The organism is Celeribacter baekdonensis, assembly GCF_900102315.1.
Classification (GTDB): Bacteria; Pseudomonadota; Alphaproteobacteria; order Rhodobacterales; family Rhodobacteraceae; genus Celeribacter; species Celeribacter baekdonensis.
This window is the reverse complement of record NZ_FNBL01000006.1, coordinates 128,633-150,129: the sequence shown is the minus strand read 5'-3', so window position 1 is coordinate 150,129 and position 21,497 is coordinate 128,633. Positions and strand designations below refer to the sequence as shown.

The 21,497-nt window shown below is 58.4% G+C and carries 23 protein-coding genes; 11 read left to right on the top strand and 12 right to left on the bottom strand.

Annotated elements, in window-relative coordinates; all coding sequences use genetic code 11:
* The first annotated feature begins 22 nt into the window (after positions 1 to 22).
* From BLT54_RS11925 to BLT54_RS11915, 3 genes are read left to right on the top strand one after another with little or no spacing between them, the layout of a single operon-like run.
* Positions 23 to 757 carry a competence/damage-inducible protein A gene (locus tag BLT54_RS11925; RefSeq protein WP_074645260.1) on the top strand — a complete coding sequence of 245 codons (735 nt, stop codon included), beginning with the start codon at positions 23 to 25 and terminating at the stop codon, positions 755 to 757.
* Complete coding sequence (locus BLT54_RS11920; RefSeq protein WP_074645258.1) at positions 750 to 1,499, top strand: GNAT family N-acetyltransferase; 750 nt, start codon at positions 750 to 752, stop codon at positions 1,497 to 1,499. Before BLT54_RS11925 ends, BLT54_RS11920 begins: the two co-directional genes overlap by 8 nt.
* Positions 1,499 to 2,452, top strand: coding sequence for an OmpA family protein (locus BLT54_RS11915; RefSeq protein ID WP_083351796.1), 954 nt, complete (start codon positions 1,499 to 1,501; stop codon positions 2,450 to 2,452). The genes BLT54_RS11920 and BLT54_RS11915 overlap by 1 nt, the downstream gene beginning before the upstream one ends.
* Before the next feature lie 50 nt (positions 2,453 to 2,502).
* Here the strand turns inward: BLT54_RS11915 and BLT54_RS11910 are convergent, their stop codons facing one another.
* The 5 genes from BLT54_RS11910 to BLT54_RS11890 all read right to left on the bottom strand — a co-directional run bounded on the left by BLT54_RS11910 (position 2,503) and on the right by BLT54_RS11890 (position 7,691).
* Entirely contained in the window at positions 2,503 to 3,408 is a 906-nt protein-coding gene (locus tag BLT54_RS11910) for a LysR family transcriptional regulator (RefSeq protein ID WP_074645254.1), read from the bottom strand.
* 202 nt (positions 3,409 to 3,610) lie between these two features.
* Positions 3,611 to 5,635, bottom strand: coding sequence for an NADPH-dependent 2,4-dienoyl-CoA reductase (locus BLT54_RS11905; RefSeq protein ID WP_074645252.1), 2,025 nt, complete (start codon positions 5,633 to 5,635; stop codon positions 3,611 to 3,613).
* Positions 5,636 to 5,723: 88 nt separating this feature from the next.
* Entirely contained in the window at positions 5,724 to 6,110 is a 387-nt protein-coding gene (locus BLT54_RS11900; RefSeq protein ID WP_074645250.1) for a hypothetical protein, read from the bottom strand.
* A gap of 11 nt (positions 6,111 to 6,121) precedes the next feature.
* Entirely contained in the window at positions 6,122 to 6,895 is a 774-nt protein-coding gene (locus BLT54_RS11895; protein WP_074645248.1) for a DUF6478 family protein, read from the bottom strand.
* Between the two features lie 154 nt (positions 6,896 to 7,049).
* A complete protein-coding gene (locus tag BLT54_RS11890) occupies positions 7,050 to 7,691 on the bottom strand; it encodes a hypothetical protein (RefSeq protein ID WP_074645246.1) in 642 nt (213 codons plus the stop codon).
* 220 nt (positions 7,692 to 7,911) lie between these two features.
* Between BLT54_RS11890 and BLT54_RS11885 the strand changes: the two genes are divergently transcribed.
* From BLT54_RS11885 to BLT54_RS11870, 4 genes are all read left to right on the top strand, one after another.
* On the top strand, positions 7,912 to 8,814 hold the full coding sequence (locus tag BLT54_RS11885; protein WP_074645244.1) for a CPBP family intramembrane glutamic endopeptidase: 903 nt from the start codon (positions 7,912 to 7,914) through the stop codon (positions 8,812 to 8,814).
* 63 nt (positions 8,815 to 8,877) lie between these two features.
* Complete coding sequence (accD, locus tag BLT54_RS11880; RefSeq protein ID WP_074645242.1) at positions 8,878 to 9,843, top strand: acetyl-CoA carboxylase, carboxyltransferase subunit beta; 966 nt, start codon at positions 8,878 to 8,880, stop codon at positions 9,841 to 9,843.
* Positions 9,840 to 11,114 (top strand): bifunctional folylpolyglutamate synthase/dihydrofolate synthase, encoded by a 1,275-nt coding sequence (locus BLT54_RS11875; RefSeq protein ID WP_245708003.1) that lies wholly within the window; start codon positions 9,840 to 9,842, stop codon positions 11,112 to 11,114. Before accD ends, BLT54_RS11875 begins: the two co-directional genes overlap by 4 nt.
* Before the next feature lie 82 nt (positions 11,115 to 11,196).
* Positions 11,197 to 12,228 carry an LLM class flavin-dependent oxidoreductase gene (locus BLT54_RS11870; RefSeq protein ID WP_074645240.1) on the top strand — a complete coding sequence of 344 codons (1,032 nt, stop codon included), beginning with the start codon at positions 11,197 to 11,199 and terminating at the stop codon, positions 12,226 to 12,228.
* A 1-nt stretch (position 12,229) separates the two neighbouring features.
* On the opposite strand, the gene zapE is transcribed toward BLT54_RS11870, so the two are convergent.
* Complete coding sequence (zapE, locus tag BLT54_RS11865; protein WP_074645236.1) at positions 12,230 to 13,321, bottom strand: cell division protein ZapE; 1,092 nt, start codon at positions 13,319 to 13,321, stop codon at positions 12,230 to 12,232.
* 112 nt (positions 13,322 to 13,433) lie between these two features.
* On the opposite strand from zapE, the gene BLT54_RS11860 reads away from it, so the two are divergent.
* The gene (locus BLT54_RS11860) at positions 13,434 to 14,687 is read left to right on the top strand and encodes an MFS transporter (RefSeq protein ID WP_074645234.1); all 1,254 of its coding nucleotides are present in this window, start codon (positions 13,434 to 13,436) and stop codon (positions 14,685 to 14,687) included.
* Here BLT54_RS11860 and BLT54_RS11855 read toward each other — a convergent pair.
* The 3 genes from BLT54_RS11855 to mbfA are packed head-to-tail and all read right to left on the bottom strand — an operon-like array spanning position 14,684 to position 16,788.
* Complete coding sequence (locus BLT54_RS11855) at positions 14,684 to 15,316, bottom strand: HAD family hydrolase (RefSeq protein WP_074645232.1); 633 nt, start codon at positions 15,314 to 15,316, stop codon at positions 14,684 to 14,686. The two genes, BLT54_RS11860 and BLT54_RS11855, sit on opposite strands and share 4 nt — an antisense overlap.
* Positions 15,313 to 15,771: a YaiI/YqxD family protein gene (locus tag BLT54_RS11850; RefSeq protein WP_074645230.1), complete on the bottom strand. Its 459-nt coding sequence runs from the start codon at positions 15,769 to 15,771 to the stop codon at positions 15,313 to 15,315. Before BLT54_RS11850 ends, BLT54_RS11855 begins: the two co-directional genes overlap by 4 nt.
* Positions 15,772 to 15,810: 39 nt before the next feature.
* Positions 15,811 to 16,788, bottom strand: coding sequence for an iron exporter MbfA (gene mbfA, locus BLT54_RS11845; RefSeq protein ID WP_074645227.1), 978 nt, complete (start codon positions 16,786 to 16,788; stop codon positions 15,811 to 15,813).
* Positions 16,789 to 17,175: 387 nt separating this feature from the next.
* On the opposite strand from mbfA, the gene BLT54_RS11840 reads away from it, so the two are divergent.
* From BLT54_RS11840 to BLT54_RS11830, 3 genes are all read left to right on the top strand, one after another.
* Positions 17,176 to 17,799 (top strand): TetR/AcrR family transcriptional regulator, encoded by a 624-nt coding sequence (locus BLT54_RS11840; RefSeq protein ID WP_074645225.1) that lies wholly within the window; start codon positions 17,176 to 17,178, stop codon positions 17,797 to 17,799.
* A complete protein-coding gene (locus tag BLT54_RS11835) occupies positions 17,796 to 18,089 on the top strand; it encodes an I78 family peptidase inhibitor (protein WP_074645223.1) in 294 nt (97 codons plus the stop codon). The genes BLT54_RS11840 and BLT54_RS11835 overlap by 4 nt, the downstream gene beginning before the upstream one ends.
* 308 nt (positions 18,090 to 18,397) lie before the next feature.
* On the top strand, positions 18,398 to 18,739 hold the full coding sequence (locus BLT54_RS11830; protein ID WP_074645221.1) for a DUF2794 domain-containing protein: 342 nt from the start codon (positions 18,398 to 18,400) through the stop codon (positions 18,737 to 18,739).
* A 7-nt stretch (positions 18,740 to 18,746) separates the two neighbouring features.
* Here the strand turns inward: BLT54_RS11830 and BLT54_RS11825 are convergent, their stop codons facing one another.
* The 3 genes from BLT54_RS11825 to BLT54_RS11815 all read right to left on the bottom strand — a co-directional run bounded on the left by BLT54_RS11825 (position 18,747) and on the right by BLT54_RS11815 (position 21,466).
* Positions 18,747 to 19,559 (bottom strand): C40 family peptidase, encoded by an 813-nt coding sequence (locus BLT54_RS11825; RefSeq protein WP_074645219.1) that lies wholly within the window; start codon positions 19,557 to 19,559, stop codon positions 18,747 to 18,749.
* The gene (locus BLT54_RS11820) at positions 19,556 to 20,938 is read right to left on the bottom strand and encodes a leucyl aminopeptidase family protein (RefSeq protein WP_074645217.1); all 1,383 of its coding nucleotides are present in this window, start codon (positions 20,936 to 20,938) and stop codon (positions 19,556 to 19,558) included. Before BLT54_RS11820 ends, BLT54_RS11825 begins: the two co-directional genes overlap by 4 nt.
* 135 nt (positions 20,939 to 21,073) lie before the next feature.
* Complete coding sequence (locus BLT54_RS11815; RefSeq protein WP_074645215.1) at positions 21,074 to 21,466, bottom strand: hypothetical protein; 393 nt, start codon at positions 21,464 to 21,466, stop codon at positions 21,074 to 21,076.
* Positions 21,467 to 21,497 lie beyond the last annotated feature (31 nt).

Genomic DNA, 21,497 nt, shown 5'->3' with positions numbered 1-21,497 from the left:
ACAGCCGCTCAAGGAGGTCCTGATGCCCAACCCAACCGCCGCGATTCTGATCATCGGGGATGAAATCCTGTCGGGACGCACCCGCGACGCCAATATGTATCTGCTTGCGGGCGAATTGACCCGCATCGGCATTGATTTAAAGGAAGTGCGGGTGATTTCCGATGATCGCGATGCGATTGTGACCACGGTGCGCGCACTCTCAGACGCTTACGATCATGTCTTTACCTCTGGCGGCATCGGGCCGACCCATGATGACATCACCGCCGATTGTGTCGCCGAGGCCTTTGGTCGTTCCATTGGCGTGCGCGACGATGCCCGTGCGCTTTTGGGCGCGCATTACGAAGCCCGTGGGGTTGATTTCAACGAGGCGCGGATGCGGATGGCGCGGATTCCAGAGGGCGCGACTTTGATCGAAAACCCGGTCTCGATTGCGCCGGGGTTCAGCCTTGAGAACACCCATGTCATGGCCGGGGTGCCCAATGTGTTCGCCGCCATGGTCGCCTCGATCCTGCCGACGCTCACGGGTGGCAAGCCGTTGCTGTCGCAGACCTATCGCATCAATCGCGCGGAAAGCACCGTGGCCGAACCTTTGGGCGTGTTGGCGCAAAAATACCCTGATCTGTCGATGGGCTCTTATCCGTTCACCAACAATGGCGCTTTTGGCACCAATATCGTCATTCGCGGCCAGGACGGGGCGATGGTCGATGCCGCCATTCTGGAACTTGCGGCCCTGTTTCCTGCGCATGAAAATGGCTGAGTCCGCTTGCTATCCCAACGCATATATCACGGCGTTCGAGGCAACTTGGCCTGCGCTTCGTCGCGAACCCGTTGGCCCTTTTATCTATCGTGACGGCGCGGGTGGCGGCAGCCGCACCTCGGCGGCCACACTTGACGGTAATTTTTCCACGGGCGATGTTTCCGCGGACGCGCTGGATCAGATCGAATCCCGCTTTGCTGCGGATGCCCGCCCCGCGTTGTTTCAAATCCGCACGGGTGAGGCCGCGTTTGACGCCCTGCTCATCGAGCGCGGCTATACGATGTTTGACCCAACCATATGCCTTGCCGCTCCGATTGAGGCCTTTGCACCCTCTGACCCAAAATGCAGCTATGTGTCTTGGCCGCCCGTCTCGATCCAGCGCGAGATTTGGGCCGAAGGTGGTATTGGTCCGGCGCGACTTGCCGTCATGGATCGGGCCTGCGCGCCGAAAACCTCCCTGCTTGGCCGCATCAAAGATCGCCCTGCCGGGGTAGGATTTGTCGCACTGTCCGGCTCCGTCGCCGTGCTTCACGCACTTGAAATCACGCCAACCGAGCGGCGCAAAGGCATGGCCCGCATCTTGGTGACACTGGCCGCCGATTGGGCCCGCACCCAAGGCGCCGCCACGCTTGCGCTTCAGGTCACGCGCGCCAATACCGCCGCTCTTGCGCTTTATTCTTCGCTTGGACTGCGTGAAATTGGCCAGTACCACTATAGAACCAAACCAATGACCGAGGCCTGATGCTCTTATCCTTCCCACGCATGCTTTTGCTGTCCTTCAGCCTTGTTCTGTCTGTGGGGGGGGATGAAGCGCGCGCACTTGATCTCGACTTGCCCGGGGCTTCGGTTGAAACCGCCTCACGCGACGATTCCCTCTCGGCTCAGCCGTTTCCAACCAGCACCTATCAAGGTGACGCCACCCAAATGGTCATGGCCGAAGGCGCGGTGATGCACCATGCCTACCGTCTACCCGGCACAAGTCTGACGGCGTTTCAATTGATAGACCCTCTGCGCAAGCAGTTGGAAACCGCCGGATTCCGCATCGCTTTTGCCTGCGCGGACAACCTCTGTGGTGGCTTTGATTTTCGCTATCTGTTGGATCTTTTGCCGGAACCTGCAATGCATGTCGATCTGGGCAATTTTCAATATCTCTTGGCCCAACACCCAGACGGGCGCACCATCGCCATTGTCACCAGCCGCGCGACCAGTGCCGGGTTCGTGCATATCAGCACGGTGACGCCAAGCGATACGCCAGACGTCGAATTGATTGCCCCCTCGCCCGGGCCCGAGACCCCCGCAGGCACCCTGCCACCCAACCGCGATGTGATTGCCACACTTGAGGCGCGGGGTCGGGTGGTTTTGGATGATCTGTCGTTTGAAACCGGAGCGACCGAGCTTGGGGCGGGGCCTTTTGCGTCACTGACGCAGATCGCGGCCTATTTGACCGCCCATCCGTTGACGAAAATCGTTTTGGTCGGTCACACCGACACCGTGGGCGGACTGGCCAACAACACCTCCCTGTCGCGCAAACGTGCGGAGGCGGTGCGGGCACGGATGATTTCGGCCCATGGCGTGTCTCCGGATCAAGTCAGCGCCGAGGGCATCGGCTATCTCGCGCCACGGGTGTCAAACGCGACGCCCAAAGGCCGTGAGACAAACAGAAGGGTCGAAGCGGTGATCGCCTCGACCCAGTAATGGCTTTCGCCTTCTCTCCACGAGAATATCATGGCTGTGACTGTGTCACATCACCACTTGTCTGGCCCTTTGTCGGCAAAGGAGTGCACAAGGAAATCAATGAATGCGCGCACTTTCGGTTGGGTAAAGCGGCCCGGCGGGTAGACCGCATAGATGCCTTGGGTCTCTGACGGCAACTCGGGGATCGCCTCTTCGATCAGGCCCGCTTCCATCGCATCCGCGTAAAGGAAAGACGGCAGATAGGCGATGCCAAGACCCGAAATACAGGCGTTGAGCAGCGACTGACCATCATTCACGGTCAACCAGCCAGCGGTACGGATTTGCCGCTTTTCGCCAGAGGGCGCGGTCAGTTTCCACACCGCCCCATTCGATTGGTTGGAATAATGCAAAAGCTTGTGATCATTCAGATCGTCGATCTTTTCGGGCCGACCGTATTTTTCAAAATAGGCCGGGGCGCCGACCATCCGTTTGGTGGTTTCGGTCAATTTGCGGGCGCGCAGGGTGCTGTCTTCCAGCTCGCCGATGCGCACGGCCATGTCAAACCCTTCGGAAATCAACTCCACATAGCGGTTGTTGAGCACCATATTGACGGTGATGTCAGGGAATTCAGACAAAAACTCGCCCAGCACTGGCGACAGATGATTGACGCCAAAATCGGTTGCCACCGAGATGCGCAACAGGCCGGAGGGCGCGCTTTGCATTGAGGTGACCAGCGCGTCCGCCTCGCCCGCATCGTTCAAAACCCGGCGGGCGCGGTCATAATAGGCCAGACCGATCTCTGTCGGGCTGACCCGGCGCGTTGTGCGATTGAGCAACCGTGCGCCCAAACGCGCCTCAAGGGCAGATACATGTTTGGAAACGGCGGATTTGGAAATCCCCATCTTCTTTGCTGCATCCGTGAAACCGCCCTGGTCCACAACGGTGGCAAAGGCTTCCATTTCCGTAAGTCGATCCATGTCTGTCTTACCTACAATCTTGACCCTACAAGCCACATCAATGACGGCCAATTCGGGCAAGAATGGGGAAGATGGGAGACAATAGCGTGGTGTTTCAAGGATCGTCCTGCGTCAGGAAACGCGGAAACACTCCCCAAACGGCATTTTTGCCCCACCGAAAGCGCGCCTCCGGCGGGAGCGTTTGGGTCAAAAAGACGCCGCGTCAGAGCGTGGCGGCAAGCCGCGCGCCCTGATCAATCGCGCGTTTGGCGTCAAGTTCGGCGGCCACATCTGCGCCGCCGATCACATGACAGGTCACGCCCTGCGCCGCCAGCGCATCGGCCAAGCTGCGCTCGGACAGTTGCCCGGCACACAAAACAATGGTGTCCGCCTCGATCAATTGCCGCTCATCGGCCTTGGTGACCCAAAGCCCCTCGGGCGTGATCTCGTCATAGGACACCCCACCGATCATCTTCACACCCTTCATCGCCAGAGTGGCGCGGTGAATCCAGCCCGTGGTTTTGCCCAAACGCTTGCCGGGTTTCTCGGCCTTGCGTTGCAACAAAGTGACCTGACGCAGCGGCGCTTCTGGTTTTGGCCCCTCGGGTGAAAGACCGCCGCGATCGCGCGTTGGATCGGTGATGCCCCATTCCTCTTTCCACTCTTTGAGGTTCAAAGTCGGGCTATCGCCTGTGGTCAGGAATTCAGCCACATCAAAGCCAATGCCCCCAGCACCGATCACCGCCACGCGCGGGCCGACCGCGACCTTGCCGCGCAGCACGTCGATGTAGGAAACCACCGTGTTATGCTCATTTTGACCGGGGATCTCGGGATCACGCGGGCGCACGCCGGTGGCGATGATGACCTCGTCAAAGCCCGCGAGCACCTCGGGCGTTGCCTCCGTGTTGAGGCGTGCGGTGATGGTGGACCGGGCGACCATGGTTTTGAACCAATCGACCAGCCCGTGAAATTCTTCTTTGCCCGGCACCTGACGCGCCATGTTGAGCTGCCCCCCCAACGCATCGGCTTTGTCAAACAGCGTGACCGCATGACCGCGCTCGGAGGCGACCAAAGCAGCCATCAGACCAGCAGGCCCTGCGCCGACGACGGCCACGGTTTTGGACGTCTCGGCGGGGGAATAGGTCAGTTCGGTCTCATGACAGGCGCGCGGGTTGACCAAACAAGAGGTGAGCTTGCCAGCGAATGTATGATCCAAACAGGCTTGGTTACAGGCGATGCAAGGCGCGATCTCATCCGCTTTGCCCATTGCGGCTTTGTTGACAAACTCAGCATCGGCCAAGAAAGGTCGGGCCATCGACACCATATCGGCGCAGCCCTCGGCCAACACATCCTCGGCCACTTGCGGGTGGTTGATGCGGTTGGAGGTGATCACCGGGATCGAGACCTCGCCCATCATCCGTTGCGTCACCGAGGCAAAAGCCGCGCGCGGCACAGAGGTCGCAATCGTCGGCACGCGGGCTTCGTGCCAGCCGATGCCAGTGTTGAGGATCGTCGCCCCCGCCGCCTCGACCGCTTTCGCCAACAGGACGACCTCATCCCAGGTCGAACCGTTCGGCACCAGATCAATCATCGAAATGCGGTAGATCACGATGAACTCCGGCCCGACAGCGGCGCGCACGCGTTTCACCACCTCAATGGCAAAGCGCATCCGGTTTTCATAGGAGCCGCCCCACTCGTCTTCGCGTTTGTTGGTGTGGGTGACCAAAAATTGATTGATCAGGTAGCCTTCGGACCCCATCACCTCGACGCCATCATAGCCGGCCTCTTTGGCGCGCAGAGCGGCGGTGGCGTAATCCGCAATTTGTTTTTCGATGCCAGCCGCATCCAATTCGGTCGGTTTGAACGGCGAAATCGGGGATTTGATCGCGGAGGGGGCGACGCAATCTGGCCCGTAGGCATAACGCCCGGCGTTCAAAATCTGCATCGCGATCTTGCCGCCCTCAGAATGGACACGGTCGGTGACACGGCGGTGATTGGCAATATCTTGATCGGAGAACAGCCCCGCTGCGCCGGGGAACACCCCGCCTTCGGCATTCGGCGCCATGCCGCCGGTGACAATGATCCCGGCCCCGCCCTTGGCGCGCGCCGCGTAAAATTCGGCCACAGCCGCCCAATCGCCGCGCTCTTCCAACCCGGTGTGCATCGACCCCATCAGGGTCCGATTGCGCAGGCTGGTAAAGCCGAGGTCAAGCGGTTCAAGCAGATGCGGATAAAGTTCATGCGTCATGTGAGGGCCTCCCTTGCCCGCGCCAAAATGCGCCGAGCCGTAAGAGATGTCACTCGAAACGCGGCGTCAGGGCCACGAATGCGCGGCCTCAGTTTGCGCCAACCTCAAGGCAATGCCGTCGAAATGCCCGTTTGAGCATGTCCAATTCCTGACGCAGCAAATCCATTTCGGCGCGAATGTCATCGGCCAAGCCATCGCCCGCGATCAAAGCAAAAGAGCCAAGCACCTGTCCGGTGTCCCGATCTGTAAAGACAAAGGTCTGCACCCCGTCACTGATCACTTCGGAAGGCACGGCAAACCGGAAAAACCAAACCCCGGCGCGGTCCGGGTCTTCGGACAGGGTGTGCCCCGGCAGCGGTTGATCGAGATAGCTCACCTCAATCTCAGGCAGTCGGTCGACCGCATCGGGCACATGCAATTCCCCCTCCCAAATCCCCGCCTGAAGCCGCGTTTTGACCAATGTCACCTTGTCCATCTTGCTCTCCGTCAAAGTTCCGCGCGCGGACGGCGCGACAGGGTCAGGTCCCGCAGGACGATTTGGTTCATTTCGGGGCCTTCAAAGATCAAATCGACCCAAAGTTTTTCAACCCGCTTCTCGTTCAACTTGGTGTAGGCCAGATCGAAATCGACAAAGCCTTCGTCGGAGTGCAACGGCAATTCCCGCACCAATTGTTCGAGGTTCGGGCCGTGTTTCACATTCAGCCGGGCGAAAATTTCAATTGGTTTTTCAAGGTCCACCGCGAAATCCAGCCGCAGCACATGGCGCAGGCTCAACCCATGACAGACCTCATCCGGGATATTGACCGACAAGGACAAAAAAGAGCCGTCAAAGCGAAACACATCGAGGCGCAGACCAAAGGGGGCAAGGTCTGCTTCTGAACTGTTGCGGACCTGGCGGTAGGTCAGTTCAGAGATTTGGCAATCGTGAAACAAGGTTGCCTCGGACCCGATGGATGTTTTCGAAGGCACCGCAGAGGCCCCTTGTGGCGCAATCGGACCGCGCCATAATTCGGGCCGATACGACCATTCGGTATAAAGCGGCAATTGCATCGCATTCGATCCGATCAGTGGCAATGCCAAACGGCCTTCCGCAATGAAAAGGAATTGGTCCAACTCCCATCGCAGACTACGGGCCTGAGCACGCAACCACCGCAGTGTCGCAAGATCAAGCCCTTCGGCTGTGCGGACACGGCGCGCCCAACGCGCTATCGACGCTTTGTTGAGACGTTTTTCAAACAGTTTACTGACCCGACCGCTCATACCCTTAAGAAACCTTTCTGTGGCACCAGCCTTAGACCATGACGTTCTTTGACGTGCCTTTGACTTTGGCCAATTATGACCGACACAGGTTTCATCTCAACAAACGCCCAATAAATCCAGTGTTTGGTTCCATTTTGGCAATAATTTCCGCCCATTACGTCGGGTTTTTACGCGCCAAAACCACCGCAAACTGTTTCAGGGCGGTTTTTAATCCGCCAGACGACATTGGAGCCTGAGAAAAGGGGGTTGCCGTCGCTGTCATCAATCGCCCGCCCGAAACAAAGAACGCGCGCCAGTATTCGTCGCCCAGCCCATTGATCATTGGGGCAGACGTGTCACGGGCATGAACAAAAACCGTGCCATCTTCGATCACACTGCCCAAAACTGTGACCGTTGCCATGTTCCCAGACCGCGACAGGGCGGTGCGGCCTGCGTCGGAGGCAAAAAAGGCCTGAACGCCCGCCGCATCAAAAGCCGCCGCGTCTGTCGATGGGCCAGAAACAGACAGGGTCAAAACCGCCGTGCTGGCTGTGCGCCCAAGATTGGAGCCGCCGCTCAGACCCGTGCAACTGCTCAAAAGCACGAAACTTCCGCCTTGCTCGTCTTTCACCGAGCCGGGGTCGATGCAAAATCCCGTTGGTCCGGCCACGGTCAGACCACGACTGGACAGGCGGATTTCTTTCGGCGCGGCTTGTGTGGGTGTCACGGGTGTCGGCACCGCCATCTGACAGGCCGACAGGACCAAAGCCAGACTGAGGATAAAGCCGTTCCAAAGCCCCTGTTTGTATCGGCCCATATGATGCCTTACCTTTACCAAAATCCCGAAAATCCAATGGCTGTCACGTTGCAACCGCGCTTGGCATACAAGGGATGCCGCCCTGCCTGCAAGCCATCCTTGCGCGGCTTGGCGGCACTACGCCGAGCGGCTTTCGGACCACCACGGGCCGTGCTATCGGTTGGGCCAAGACACAGCCTTGCACATAGCTTGCACGCAGCTCGCACATAGAAAGAACGCCATGATCCCGCCCCGCCCTCATCCCTATGATGCGATCCTGCGGTCTGCGGCGCGCCGCCCCGAGCTTTGGCGCATCGCGGTGCAGATATTGGCCGCTTTGGCGCTTGGGGCCTTGGTCACACCTGTGCTCTACGGGCTGATCGGGCGGATGGCGCCCGCGTTGATGCCCGTTCATTTTGGTCCGAGCGGGGTCGTCATTGGGGCGACGCCCGGCGGGATGTTTGTGTTGCTGGCGGGTTATGCGGTGCTTTTGGTCGGCAGTGTCCTCTTGGCGCGCCGCTTGCACAACCGGAGCCTGCGCGACATCACCGGGCCCGCCAAAAAGATGCGCCGTCAGTTTTTCGCAACCCTCAAATGGGTCGCACTCCTGAGCTTTGTCACCATGCTCCTGCCGTGGGACAGCACCGATTCCGCGCTGTCTGAAAACCTCAATCTTGGGATGTGGCTGTTTTGGATGCCCTTTGCGCTTTTGGGCCTGATGATCCAAATCACCGCCGAAGAGGTATTTTTTCGCGGCTATCTGCAAAGCCAACTGATCGCCTCGACCAAATCCTACACGCTGGGGGTGTTGGCCGCCTCCGTTTTGTTCGGACTGGGCCATATCAGCGGCGCGGTCGAAGGAACGGCGGCGATATTCCCGGTTGTCTGGGCGATGTTGTTTGGGCTTTTGGCGGGCGATCTGACCGCACGTTCGGGCACAATTGGTCCGGCTTGCGCATTACATCTGATGAACAACGCCACCGCCATGGTGATCGCCCCGCAGCAAGACATCATGTCTGGCTTTGGTCGCATGGTCCAAACGCTTGATCTCACCGACGCCTATAGCGACCCAAAAGTGATTGCCTTTCAAACGCTGCTTTTGTTGGCAACATGGCTGACCGCAAGGCTTGCGATCAGGCGTTGATTGCAATTCTTCTCCCATGGCCTTATCTGAGGGCCAGTAATGTTACGTCCAAAGGCTCCCCGTATGAACTGGATTTCCAACTACGTCCGTCCAAAGATCAATTCGCTGTTTTCCAAACACGATACCCCGGACAACCTTTGGACCAAATGTCCAGAATGCAACACCATGCTGTTCCATCGCGAATTGGCGGACAATCTCAATGTCTGCACCAATTGCGATCACCACATGCATATCACGCCGCGCGCACGCTTTTCGGCGCTGTTTGATGGCGGGGTGTTTTCTGAGATCAAGGTTCCCGAACCGATTGAAGATCCTTTGAAATTCCGGGACCAAAAACGCTATCCCGAACGGATGAAAGCGGCACAGCGCTCCACCGGCGAAAAAGAAGCCATGTTGGTGGCTGAGGGCGAGATGGGGCGCACACCGATTGTCGCCGCCGCACAGGATTTTTCGTTCATGGCTGGCTCCATGGGCATGTATGTCGGCAATGCTTTCATCGCCGGTGTCGAACGCGCCATCGCACTCAAACGTCCGTTTGTGATGTTCTCCGCCGCAGGTGGCGCCCGGATGCAGGAGGGGATTCTCTCCCTCATGCAAATGCCGCGCACCACTGTGGCGATCGAGATGCTCAAAGAGGCGGGCTTGCCCTATATCGTTGTTTTGACCCATCCGACCACTGGCGGCGTCACCGCCTCCTATGCCATGCTGGGCGACGTGCAAATCGCCGAACCCAATGCGTTGATCTGTTTCGCGGGTCCGCGTGTGATCGAACAAACGATTCGTGAGAAACTGCCCGAAGGGTTCCAGCGCGCTGAATACCTGTTGGATCACGGCATGTTGGATCGGGTGACCCACCGGGGTCAGATGAAATCCGAATTGGTCACGATCCTGCGCATGTTGGGACAAATGACCCCGGCCGTTGCGGGTGATCTTCCGGCACCAACTCCCGAGGTCAAACCTCTTGAGGCCGCAAAAACCCCCGAGGGTGCAAAGCCCAAAACGACCCCTGCCAAGGACGCGCAAAAGTGACATCCTCCTCGTCGGACATCATCCTTGATCGGTTGATGTCGCTTCACCCCAAGATCATTGATCTTGTGCTGGACCGTGTCTGGCGTTTGCTGGACGCTTTGGATCACCCTGAACGCGATCTGCCCCCGGTGATTCACATCGCGGGCACCAATGGCAAAGGCTCAACCCAGGCGATGATCCGCGCCGGGCTTGAGGCCGCTGGCAAATCGGTTCACGCCTATACCTCGCCGCATTTGGCACGGTTTCATGAACGCATTCGTTTGGCGGGTGCGTTTATTTCCGAACCCGCACTGATGCAGGTGTTGGAAGAATGTGAAATCGCCAATGGCGGCGCGCCGATCACCTATTTCGAAATCACCACTGTTGCGGGCATCCTCGCCATGGCGCGCACCCCTGCGGATTATACTTTGCTTGAGGTGGGCCTTGGCGGGCGGTTGGATGCAACCAATGTGATCGAGTCTCCGGCGCTGACCATCATCACCCCGATCTCGATTGATCACACTCAATATCTGGGGGAAACTCTGGCCGAAATCGCGGCGGAAAAAGCCGGGATCATCAAGCGCGGCGTGCCCTGTATCGTCGGCCCGCAGCCCGACGAGGCGATGGAGGTCATCGAAGCCCGCGCCGCCCGTCTTGGCGCGCCGCTTTTGGCCTATGGTCAACACTGGCATGTTTGGGAAGAGCGCGGTCGCTTGATTTATCAGGACGAACACGGGCTGCGCGACCTGCCGCTGCCGCGTCTGATCGGCCATCACCAAGTCATCAACGCAGGCGCTGCGATTGCCGCACTGCGCCACCTTGGCTTTGACGATGCCGCCTTTGAGGCCGCGTTGACCGACGCCTATTGGCCCGCCCGAATGCAACGCCTGGCCACCGGCCCGCTGATTGATGCCGCCCCGAAAGCCGAGCTTTGGCTTGATGGCGGTCACAACCCCGCCGCAGGGCTCGCCTTGGCCGAGGCTCTGGACCGTTTGCCAAACCGTCCGACTTATATGATCTGCGGCATGCTGAACACCAAAGACGTGGGTGGCTATCTCAACCCGCTCGCGCGCCATGCCGAGCGGCTTTATGCGGTGTCGATCCCCGACGCCCAAGCCACCCTTCCCGCCTCTGTCACCGCCGATGCGGCGCGCGAAGTTGGGATGGAGGCCCTTGAAGCCCAAAGTGTTTTGGCCGCAGTGCAAGAGATCGTCAGCGCCGCCCCCGAGGCGCGTATATTGATCTGTGGCTCGCTCTATCTCGCCGGGCATATCCTGCAAAACAACGCGTGATCTGAACAGTCTCTGTGCGCTCGCGCATGTAGGCGCGCGGGTGATTTGGCAGTATCTCTAAGCCAAGCACAGGAGATGCATCATGTCTTTGGAATTCGGAATCGACACGTTTGGCGATGTCACATGGGACGCTCAGGGCCGCGATCTGTCGCACGGCCAAGTGATCCGCAACGTCATCGAAGAGGCAAAACTGGCCGATGCGGTTGGCCTCGATATTTTCGGTCTGGGCGAACATCACCGCGACGATTTTGCGGTGTCCGCCCCGGACACGATTTTGGCCGCCATCGCCGCCGTGACCTCAAAGATCAAACTCACCTCTGCGGTCACTGTGTTGTCCTCTGACGATCCGATCCGGGTGTTTCAACGGTTTTCCACGATCCAAGCCATTTCAAATGGCCGCGCCGAGGTCACGCTTGGACGCGGCTCATTTACCGAATCTTTCCCGCTCTTTGGCTTTGATCTCTCCGATTATGAGATGTTGTTTGAAGAAAAATTTGAGATTTTTTCCAAACTGACCAGTGAGGAGAAAATCAGTTGGTCGGGTCGCCACCGCACCCCGCTGAAATCGCAGGCGGTCTATCCGCGTCCCGAAAAGCCGATCCCGGTCTGGGTCGGTGTCGGTGGCACGCCCGAATCCGTGGTGCGCGCCGCCACCAACAACATGTCGATGTCTTTGGCCATCATCGGCGGCCCACCTGCCCGTTTTGCGCCCTACGCCGGTCTGTACCGCGAAGTGCGCGAAAAAATGGATGCGGCACCCTTGCCCATTGGCTGCCATTCGCCGGGCCATATTGCCGCCACCGACCAAGAGGCGCGGGATCGGTTTTTTGACGGCTACCGCGTGATGCATCAACGCATCGGGCGCACACGTGGCTGGCCGCCGCTGACCCGTGACGCATTTGAACACGAGGTCGAAAACGGCGCGCTTTACGTTGGCTCGCCCGACACGGTGGCACGCAAAATTGCGGCCACGGTCAAGGCACTCGATGTGCAGCGGTTTGATCTCAAATATTCCGCCGGTCCGGTCAGCCATGAGGTGTTGATGGACAGCATCCGGCTTTATGGCGAAGAGGTTGTGCCACAGGTGCGCGCGATTTTGGGCCTCACGACCTAAGTCACGCGCCGTCTTCGGTCTCGCCCCAGGTCGCGTCCTGCATCTCGCGCAGGCGCGATGCGGTGCGTTCAAATTCAAACGCCCCGGCACCTTCGACATAAAGGCTCTCTGGTTCATCCACCGCACTACACACAAGCCGCACCTTGGCCTCATAAAGCGCATCAATCAGGGTCACAAACCGTTTGGCCTCATTGAAATTGCTCCGGGTCAGGCGCGGAATATCTTCCAATATCAGTAACTTAACAGCGCCCGCGATGACAAGGTAATCGCCGGGGCCGAACATCTGACCACAGAGGTCCCAAAAACTCGCCCGCGCAATGCCGTTGTGAAACCTGGGCAAGACGACATCGCGGCCTTTGACCTTGAGCGTCAGCGACTCGGTCGCACCGCCGGTCAAATCCGTCCAAATATCCTCAATCGTCGCCCGCGCCTCTGCGTTCACAGGCTGAAAATACACCGGCGTTCCGGTCAAACGGCCCTGACGATAATCCACCGGAGAATGCAGATGATGCACCTCCAACCGTTCTTTCAAAATGGCGATGAAGGGCAAAAAAAGCTGACGATTGAGCCCGTCTTTGTACAAATCATCGGGCACCCGGTTCGATGTGGTCACCACGGTGACGCCCTTGGCAAACAACCCCTCAAACAACCGCCCCACGATCATCGCGTCGGCGATGTCGGTGATTTGCATCTCATCAAAGCACAAGAGTTTGATTTCGCTGGCGATCTCTTCGATCACCGGGGCAATGGCATCCGGCGTTCCGGCCTTGCGCGCGGTGTTGATGCCGTCTTGGACCTCTTGCATGAAAGCATGGAAATGCACGCGGCGCGCGGGCACCGGGGCATGGTCATAAAACAGATCCATCAACATGGATTTGCCGCGCCCAACACCGCCCCAAAGGTACAACCCGGTGATCGGTTCGGGTTTCTTGCGCCCGCCGATCAGGGACAAAAGCCCTTTTTTCCCAGTCGGTTGGCTGGCAAGTTGCGCCCGCACCCGCTCCAGCATCGGCAGCACAGATTCCTGCGCCGCATCCGCGCGCAGCGTGCCCTCGGCCACACGGGCCGCATAAATATTCATAAGCGTATCCATGCCCTCCCCATACTGCGTCCCGGATCATAAGAAAAGATGATGCGTTTCATGCCAATCATTCAATTGACGCGCGCGCGGGTTTTGCCGAAAGCTAAGGCAAAGGAGACCAAAGATGTCCACCGCACGCACACCGCTTCTCACCCCCGTCCTTTTGGCTGGGTGCATCGTCATCATCGTCAGCTTTGCGATCCGGGCCTCCTTTGGTGTGTTCCAGATCCCGATTGCCACCGAGTTCAACTGGCCCCGGTCGGAATTTTCCTTGGCCATTGCGTTGCAAAACCTGTTTTGGGGCATCGGTCAGCCGATTTTTGGCGCTTTGGCCGAACGGATTGGCGATCGAAAAGCCATCATCCTTGGCGCCTTGATCTATGCGGCGGGGCTTGTGCTCTCGTCCTTCGCGGTCACACCTGAGGCGCATCAGCTTTATGAGGTGCTGGTCGGATTTGGCATCGCCGGCACGGGGTTTGGCGTGATCTTGGCGGTCGTGGGCCGGGCGTCTTCGGATGAAAACCGGTCGATGTCCTTGGCCATTGCAACAGCGGCGGGGTCCGCCGGACAGGTGTTTGGCGCGCCTTTGGCGGAATGGCTTTTGGGGATGATGGCATGGCAAAACGTGTTTATCCTCTTCGCCGCCGCCATTCTGTTGACGCTCTTGGCACTGCCGCTGATGCGTTCGCCGGAAATGGCCAGCAAAGCCGAATTGGAGGAGAGCCTCGGCGCGATCCTTGGCAAAGCCTTTCGCGATCCAAGCTACACGTTGATCTTTTTGGGCTTCTTCTCCTGCGGCTATCAGCTTGCTTTTATCACCGCGCATTTCCCCGCGCTGGTGACGGAGATGTGCGGCGCGATTGACCCGTCGGGCACGCTTGCCTCACTGGGCGTGACCTCGACCTCGGCTTTGGGCGCCGTGTCGATCTCGCTCATCGGATTGGCCAATATCTGTGGCACGCTGTTTGCCGGATACCTCGGCAAACGCTATTCAAAAAAGTATTTGCTCACCGGGATTTACATTGGCCGGACCTTGGCCGCTGCCGCCTTTATTGCCTTCCCGATCACGCCGACATCTGTGTTGGTCTTCTCGGTCGTCATGGGCGCGCTATGGTTGGCCACCGTGCCGCTCACTTCCGGGCTCGTCGCCCATATTTATGGGCTGCGCTATATGGGAACGCTCTACGGAATCGTGTTCTTTTCCCACCAACTGGGCGCGTTTCTTGGCGTCTGGCTGGGCGGGCGGCTTTATGACGTCTACGGCAATTACACCGCCGTCTGGTGGGTTGGCGTTGGTATCGGGGCGTTTTCCGCCATCGTACATTTGCCGATCAAAGAGGTCCCTCTGGGCAAACGCATGGCGAACGCCTTGGCCTAAAACCCGACGGCGCTGAGGTCTTGCGCCGTCAAAAGCCCCTCAGCGCCAAGCCGATCGGCCCAGCCCCTTGGCCCCTCAAAAAGATGCGTCTGCCAGCCCCGGCTGGCGGCCATATTCAGGTTTTCAGGGCGATCATCGGTGAACAAAAGCGCTTTTGGTGCGATGTGACAGTCTGCTTCGACCATCTCATAAATCAGGGAATGCGGCTTGACACAGCCCATGCGCCCAGAGACATAGTGGCGGTCAAATTCCATCAGAAACGGATATTTCGTTTCGGCAAATTCGAAACTTTCAATGCCAAAATTCGTCAGCGCAAAAACCGGAATACCCTTGGCCCGAAGAGCGCGCAAAAGCGCGACAGAGCCAGGGATTGCGGGCGCTGCCATTTTGATCCAATCGAAATACCACATCAGAATGTCGTCTTTGAATTCAGGATATTGATCCGCCGTTGCCGCAATCGTTTCGCGGAAACTTGCGCCCTGATCGACAAGATCATTCATCGCGTGCAAATCGACGGTTTCAAACATTGCGCGCCGGCGCGCCTCGCCGATCACCGCGTCGTAATGGCGCTCCGGTTGCCATTCGATCAACACGTTGCCAATGTCAAAAATCACCGCTTCGACTGTCATAGGGCATCCCTTTTCGCACCTTGCACGGCGCGCTCCAAAGCATCCAAAAACCGCGAACGATCCGCCTTTGAAAACGGTTTTCCGCCGCCTTGGCGAAACGGGTCCGCCGCGCGCAGATCATACATCAAATCGCGGGTCGCCAACGCATTGCCGATGTTCGCGGGCGTGAACGCCTCGCCATCATGTTTGATCACCCGCGCCCCCGCCTCGACCGCCTTGGCCGCCAAGGGAATGTCACCCGTAACCACCACATCGCCCAGGCCCGCGCGCTCCGCGATCCACATGTCAGCCACATCCGGGCCATCTGGGACGATAACCAACTCGACATAGGGATTGGGCGAGGGTCGCAGCCCACCGTTGCACACAAACAAACAGGGGATTTGGTGCCGGGTGGCCACTTTTTCGGCCTCGGCTTTGACCGGACAGGCATCGGCATCAATGTAGATTTTGGTCACAAATGCCTCCGAGGCGCTGGCTTATAGGTCAAATCCGCATCAACCGCCGCCGATCAATGCCCCCGCAGCGAACACCAGCGCGCCGCCAAGCACAACCTGAAAAGCCGCCCGCAGGAAGGGGGTTTCCATGAATTTGTTTTGGATCCAGGCGATGGCCCAAAGTTCGATAAAGACCACAATGAAGGCGATGATCGTGGCGGTCCAGAAATCGGTGATCAAATAAGGCAGCGCGTGCCCCAAACCGCCGACCATCGTCATGATGCCGGAGGCGAAGCCGCGTTTGATCGGGGACCCACGCCCCGAGATGACGCCATCGTCATGCGCAGCCTCGGTGAACCCCATGGAAATCCCTGCGCCCACGGAGGCGGCAAGACCGACAAGAAAGGTGGTGTGGGTGTTTTGGGTGGCAAAGGCGGTGGCGAAAATCGGCGCAAGGGTCGAGACCGAGCCATCCATGAGGCCCGCGAGGCCGGGTTGCACCCAAGTGAGCACGAATTGACGATGCGCGGCCTTGTCTTCGGCCTCACGCTCGTCCCCATCAAGAAATTCTTTCTCCAATTCCCCGGCTTTTTTGTCATGCCCGGCCTCTGCTGCGGCCAGATGCCCCAAAAGTGCGCGGGTGTCGGCGTCTGTGGTGCGTGCCGCGGCTTTGAGGTAAAATTCTTCGGCGCCACGTTCCATCGCCTGCGCTTCGGACCGCATCCGCTCAAGCCCGAGATTTTCGATCAACCACACCGGATTGCGCGCGTAATAGCCCGACACATGTTCGCGCCGGATCAGCGGAATGACAGTCCCGAACCGTTTTTTATGCAATTCAATCAAGGAGATGCGGTGGCCGTCTTCCTCTTTTGCCATCGCCTCGAACACAGCCGCACTGCTGGGGAATTCTTCGCGCAACCGTTCGGCATACATGCGATAAATCTGCGCATCATCTTCCTCGGAAGAGATCGCGAGAGCGAGGATTTCCTGTTCCGTCAGATCAGAAAAGCGGCGGCGATTGGCAAAACCGGGGATCATTTGGGCCTCTCTTTTAGAATGGTTCTAAATTATAAAATTCGCCGATGGTTCGCAACCACCAATTCTACTCTAAAGCGTGACGCAGCCAGACATATCAATGTTGTGGGCGCTGCGCCATAAACCCGTGATTCAGGTTTGTGGCGGAACGCTTTAAACTAAACTGTTGAGTTCAGAAATGCTTGCTCAACTGCACCGATCCGTTTAGATATTAATGTGGCCCGTGTGTTGTACGGCCTTCGATCGACATCCCTGTCGAGCACTGGGCAGGCCATAGGGCCTGCCTTTTTTCTGTATCACTCCAGAACACAAAAGGGCACTTTGTTTTCTTATTTCGTGATTCAGAAAACCCAAAAACCGCTCTACTATAACCAGACACGGAGGGGACCCATGAGCGATACACATCCCGCGATCAAAAAGGGGCGCAAATTCGATCAGGTTGTCGAAGGGGCGCGCACTGTGTTTCTACGCGACGGGTTCGAGGGCGCATCAGTCGATGACATCGCCCGCGAGGCCGGCGTGTCCAAAGCCACGCTCTATAGTTATTTCCCCGACAAACGCGTGTTGTTTTTGGAAATCGCAGCACAGGAAACCAAGCGGCAAGCCGACGCGTTTGAAGAACGCATGGACGAAAACCTTTCGCCTGAAGCGCTTTTGCCAAATGTCGGACGCAAAATCCTTGATTTCATCCTCTCGGATTTTGGTCAGGCGGTGTTTCGCATTGCGGTGTCCGAAAGTGACCGCTTCCCCGAATTGGGCCGCAAATATTATGAAAGCGGCCCGGCCTTGGTGGCCAAGCGCCTCTCGCAATATCTTGCAAGCTGCACCGCACGCGGCGAATTGGAGATTGACGATATTGAACTGGCCGCCGAGCAATTTGGCGAATTGTGCAAAGCCCGCCTCCAATCCAGGCGCCTGTTTCAGGCCTGTTGTGACATCGACGATTCTGAAAAACAAAAGGTCATCGACGGCGCAGTTCACATGTTTTTATGCTGCTATGGAGTACGCAAATGATCCGCCCCACTGTTATCGCCCTGATCCTCGGGGCCTTCACCCTGATCGGATGCAAAGAAGACACCCATGTTTCCAATAAAGGCCCAATCCCCATGTCAGCAACAGAATGCGCTTTAGAGCTACTTACCCCCTTGATCGGAAAAGACAAATCTGCGCTTGACGCGTTTGATCTTCCTGAAGGCACCCGCATCATCCCTCCGGGGCGCATGGTGACAAAGGACTTCCGCCCGGAGCGCACGAATATTGATCTGGATGCGACGGGACAGATCATCCGCATTTGGTGCGGCTAAACGCAGCACATCTACCAACGCAACGTCCGATAAAGGAAAAGCCGAGACAGCAAGCTGCCTCGGCCTTACAAGTTGATTTTGAGCGAGATCCCCGGAGTCACGAACTGGGTGGGGGCTGTTAAACCGTAACACCGGGGCAAAGCGTTCTCGCTCTGCCTATCGTTTTGCCCCAACACCTTGGCCAAAAAAGGGATGAAACAAGAAAAGTCACGGACCATTTCATGGCCGCAATAAGGCGACCGGGGATGGCAGTCGATTGTGAAATGAGTTTTCTTGATTTCTGACAGATTTATGACCAAGCTCAGAGCATGAATGCACCAACTCCTTTTCCCGGCCCCGCGTCTCAACACGACAGGGTCGCCTTTGATCGCCAAGAACTTGGCACGATTCTGGGGCTTTACGGCCGGATGGTTGCCGCAGGTGAATGGCGCGATTATGGCATGTCGTTTCTCAAAGATGTCGCCGTGTTTTCGGTGTTTCGACGCACCGCTGAACATCCGATCTACCGGATTGAGAAACGTCCAAAACTGCGCGGCAAACAGGGGATGTATTCGGTCATCGGCATGGATGGCCAGATTCTCAAACGCGGCGGTGATTTGCGCGCGGTGCTGCGGATACTGGACCGCAAACTGATCCGCGCAGTCGAGTAGCTCCGCCTTACATCCGACGATGCGCCGTGACCGGACCGTCGCCCTGTGCCTCGATCCGCGCAATCGCCCGCAAGATCGGTTCATAGGCCACGGCCATGTGATGGGCATTGGCGTGAAGCAGAACCTCGTCATCAACGCACATCGCCACATGGCCTTTCCAAAACAACAAATCGCCACGCCTGTAGGGCGCTGAGGCGGATGCGCCCATGTCCCTTTGCATATCGCTATCGCCCGGACAGTCCATAGCACAGGCCAAAAATGCCGCCTGAATCAGGCCCGAACAATCTATGCCAAAGGCGGAATTGCCGCCCCAAAGATAGGGCGTGCCAAAGAACAGCTGTGCCACAGTGACAGGATCGGAAAACGGACGCTCAATGGGCCGGATATGCGGTTTGGGCACGAAAAGCCCGCCCTCGATCTCCATAAATTTGCGCCGCTCATCCACCACACGGATGCGCGCACCGAAAGACAGGCTTGCCACCGCTTCGGATTTGAAATCATCGATGGGATAAAGATGGGTGGCGCGCACGGAAATCAGGTGGGTTGGCGTCATATTCGGCCCAAGATCGGCCTCATCCACATAGCCCACATAGCCATCGCGCCGCGCGACGCCAAAGGCCCATCCGTCTCGGCGCTCCAGCACGTCAAACCCCTCGCCCCACAACACTTGTCGATCCCGCGCACCGTCGGGTGCGGCGCGCAAATCGGCAACGGGGACGCGGACGGTGGCGGGCTCAGGACGCACCTCGCTCTGGCCTCGGGTGGCATATCCCGCAAGCGCCACACGGGCATTGGCCGGAGTCAGGCGGCGATCCGTCATAGCGGCAAAAGCTCCGGTAAAGCGGCCAAAAGCGCGCGCGCCCCTTGGCCGACCCCACCTTTGGGCCGGGCCGGCGCAGCCGTCGGGTTCCACCCATAGATGTCAAAATGCATGTAACGCGGGGTCTCGGTCACGAAGCGCCGCAAAAACAGCGCGGCGGTGATCGACCCGGCCATGCCACCCGAGGGGGCGTTGTCGAGATCGGCAATCCCCGGCTCGATCATGCTCTCGTATGGCTCCCAATAGGGCAGTTGCCAGACCGGATCGGCCACCTTGGCTGCCGCTGCTGACAGCACCAAGGCATCCTTCGGATCAGTGGCAAAAAACGGCGCGAGGTCCGGCCCAACGGCCACGCGCGCCGCCCCTGTGAGGGTCGCCATCGAGATCAACAAATCCGGCGGGGTTTCATCCGCAAGCGCCAGAGCATCGGCCAAAACCAAACGCCCCTCGGCATCGGTATTGTTGATTTCAACCGTCAATCCCTTGCGCGAGGTCAACACGTCCTGTGGCCGGAAGGCATTGCCCGACACCGCGTTTTCCACCGCCGGGATCAACACCCGCAATCGCAGCGGCAGATTCAGCGCCATGATCATTTTCGCCAGCCCCAAAACGGTCGCCGCCCCACCCATGTCCTTTTTCATCAAGCCCATGGAAGCGCCGGGTTTGAGGTTCAGCCCGCCGGTGTCAAAGCACACGCCTTTGCCCACCAGTGTCAGCGTCGGCCCCGCCTTGCCCCAGCGCATGTCGATCAAGGCAGGGGCGCGCGGCGAGGCACGGCCCACGGCGTGAATCATCGGGAAGTTTTGCTCCAACAACCCCTCGCCCATCGTCACCGAAATCTCGGCACCATGCGCCTGCGCCAAGCTGCGCGCCGCCTGTTCCAACTCGGCGGGGCCCATGTCATTAGAGGGCGTGTTGATCAAATCGCGGGTCAGGGCCTCGCCCGCCGCAATGGCTTCAAGCCGAGCGATATCAACACCCTCGGGGGCCACAAGATGGACGGAGGATTTTGGTTTTTTGGCATATGTATCAAAAGCATAACCGGACAGAAGCCAAGCCAAAAGCTGCTCTTCCAAAGCCTCACCCGTCAGCACCGTGTGCAAGGTATAGGTGCCGTCCGGCAATTTTGCACGCACCGCGCCAAAGCCAAACCTATCCCGCGCCCGCGTTTTTTTTGTGCCAAACCCCGCGACAACCGCCGCAATTTTCCCGCCTGCCGGAATCACGCAGACAGTTCCCAATGCGGCGGAAAACCCATTGGCTTTGAGCCAGAGCTTATCGTCGTCGGATCGGGTTGCGAGAAAAGCATCAAGATCGTCAGCGCCGATCAGGAACACAGGAACAGCGGACTCTGTGGGTGAGACAAAAGAAAGTGGCATCAGACGGGCCTTTCATTGGCGTTGCGCCAAGACTAACCGATCCGATGCCACCTGCAAGCTGGTTCGCGGGACGGCTGTCCGGCGCACCAAAGTCTTTTCTGTCGCCTCTTTTGATCCGGCGCTTGTCGAAACGGGTTAGAGCGATGCGCCCTGAAGGTCCCATACCGCCAAAAGGGAATTTTCCCCGATCCGCATCAACCGCTCCACACAAGCGGCCAAGGCCGTTCCATCATCGGACAGCGCCAATTCATTCACGTCACTTGCGACGCGGGCGAAACTGACCATCCCGATCTGTTCGGAAATTGCGACCATCGAACGTGCTGCTCGCTGTAAGTCTTCGAACTGACCCTTTCTATAGCTGCTCTCCACTTTGGCCAATCTGACCGCCAGTTCTTCCATGGCGCGCGACACGACACCATCGGCCCCTGACGTGCCAAGTTGACCATAAAGTTGATCCAAACGGTCTCGATCTACTTGCACAGCCCCATCGGGCCGCAGCTTTACCACCACCATTTTAGTACCCCACATATTTGAGCGCCCCCACGCGCCGTGACCTGAC

Excerpts from the sequence above, each read along its gene's own strand:
- BLT54_RS11925 (WP_074645260.1), top strand. The coding sequence starts at position 23 with ATGCCCAACCCAACCGCCGCGATTCTGATCATCGGGGATGAAATCCTG.
- BLT54_RS11920 (WP_074645258.1), top strand. The coding sequence starts at position 750 with ATGGCTGAGTCCGCTTGCTATCCCAACGCATATATCACGGCGTTCGAG.
- BLT54_RS11915 (WP_083351796.1), top strand. The coding sequence starts at position 1,499 with ATGCTCTTATCCTTCCCACGCATGCTTTTGCTGTCCTTCAGCCTTGTT.
- BLT54_RS11910 (WP_074645254.1), bottom strand. The coding sequence starts at position 3,408 with ATGGATCGACTTACGGAAATGGAAGCCTTTGCCACCGTTGTGGACCAG.
- BLT54_RS11905 (WP_074645252.1), bottom strand. The coding sequence starts at position 5,635 with ATGACGCATGAACTTTATCCGCATCTGCTTGAACCGCTTGACCTCGGC.
- BLT54_RS11900 (WP_074645250.1), bottom strand. The coding sequence starts at position 6,110 with ATGGACAAGGTGACATTGGTCAAAACGCGGCTTCAGGCGGGGATTTGG.
- BLT54_RS11895 (WP_074645248.1), bottom strand. The coding sequence starts at position 6,895 with ATGAGCGGTCGGGTCAGTAAACTGTTTGAAAAACGTCTCAACAAAGCG.
- BLT54_RS11890 (WP_074645246.1), bottom strand. The coding sequence starts at position 7,691 with ATGGGCCGATACAAACAGGGGCTTTGGAACGGCTTTATCCTCAGTCTG.
- BLT54_RS11885 (WP_074645244.1), top strand. The coding sequence starts at position 7,912 with ATGATCCCGCCCCGCCCTCATCCCTATGATGCGATCCTGCGGTCTGCG.
- accD (WP_074645242.1), top strand. The coding sequence starts at position 8,878 with ATGAACTGGATTTCCAACTACGTCCGTCCAAAGATCAATTCGCTGTTT.
- BLT54_RS11870 (WP_074645240.1), top strand. The coding sequence starts at position 11,197 with ATGTCTTTGGAATTCGGAATCGACACGTTTGGCGATGTCACATGGGAC.
- zapE (WP_074645236.1), bottom strand. The coding sequence starts at position 13,321 with ATGGATACGCTTATGAATATTTATGCGGCCCGTGTGGCCGAGGGCACG.
- BLT54_RS11860 (WP_074645234.1), top strand. The coding sequence starts at position 13,434 with ATGTCCACCGCACGCACACCGCTTCTCACCCCCGTCCTTTTGGCTGGG.
- BLT54_RS11855 (WP_074645232.1), bottom strand. The coding sequence starts at position 15,316 with ATGACAGTCGAAGCGGTGATTTTTGACATTGGCAACGTGTTGATCGAA.
- mbfA (WP_074645227.1), bottom strand. The coding sequence starts at position 16,788 with ATGATCCCCGGTTTTGCCAATCGCCGCCGCTTTTCTGATCTGACGGAA.
- BLT54_RS11840 (WP_074645225.1), top strand. The coding sequence starts at position 17,176 with ATGAGCGATACACATCCCGCGATCAAAAAGGGGCGCAAATTCGATCAG.
- BLT54_RS11835 (WP_074645223.1), top strand. The coding sequence starts at position 17,796 with ATGATCCGCCCCACTGTTATCGCCCTGATCCTCGGGGCCTTCACCCTG.
- BLT54_RS11830 (WP_074645221.1), top strand. The coding sequence starts at position 18,398 with ATGAATGCACCAACTCCTTTTCCCGGCCCCGCGTCTCAACACGACAGG.
- BLT54_RS11825 (WP_074645219.1), bottom strand. The coding sequence starts at position 19,559 with ATGACGGATCGCCGCCTGACTCCGGCCAATGCCCGTGTGGCGCTTGCG.
- BLT54_RS11820 (WP_074645217.1), bottom strand. The coding sequence starts at position 20,938 with ATGCCACTTTCTTTTGTCTCACCCACAGAGTCCGCTGTTCCTGTGTTC.
- BLT54_RS11815 (WP_074645215.1), bottom strand. The coding sequence starts at position 21,466 with ATGTGGGGTACTAAAATGGTGGTGGTAAAGCTGCGGCCCGATGGGGCT.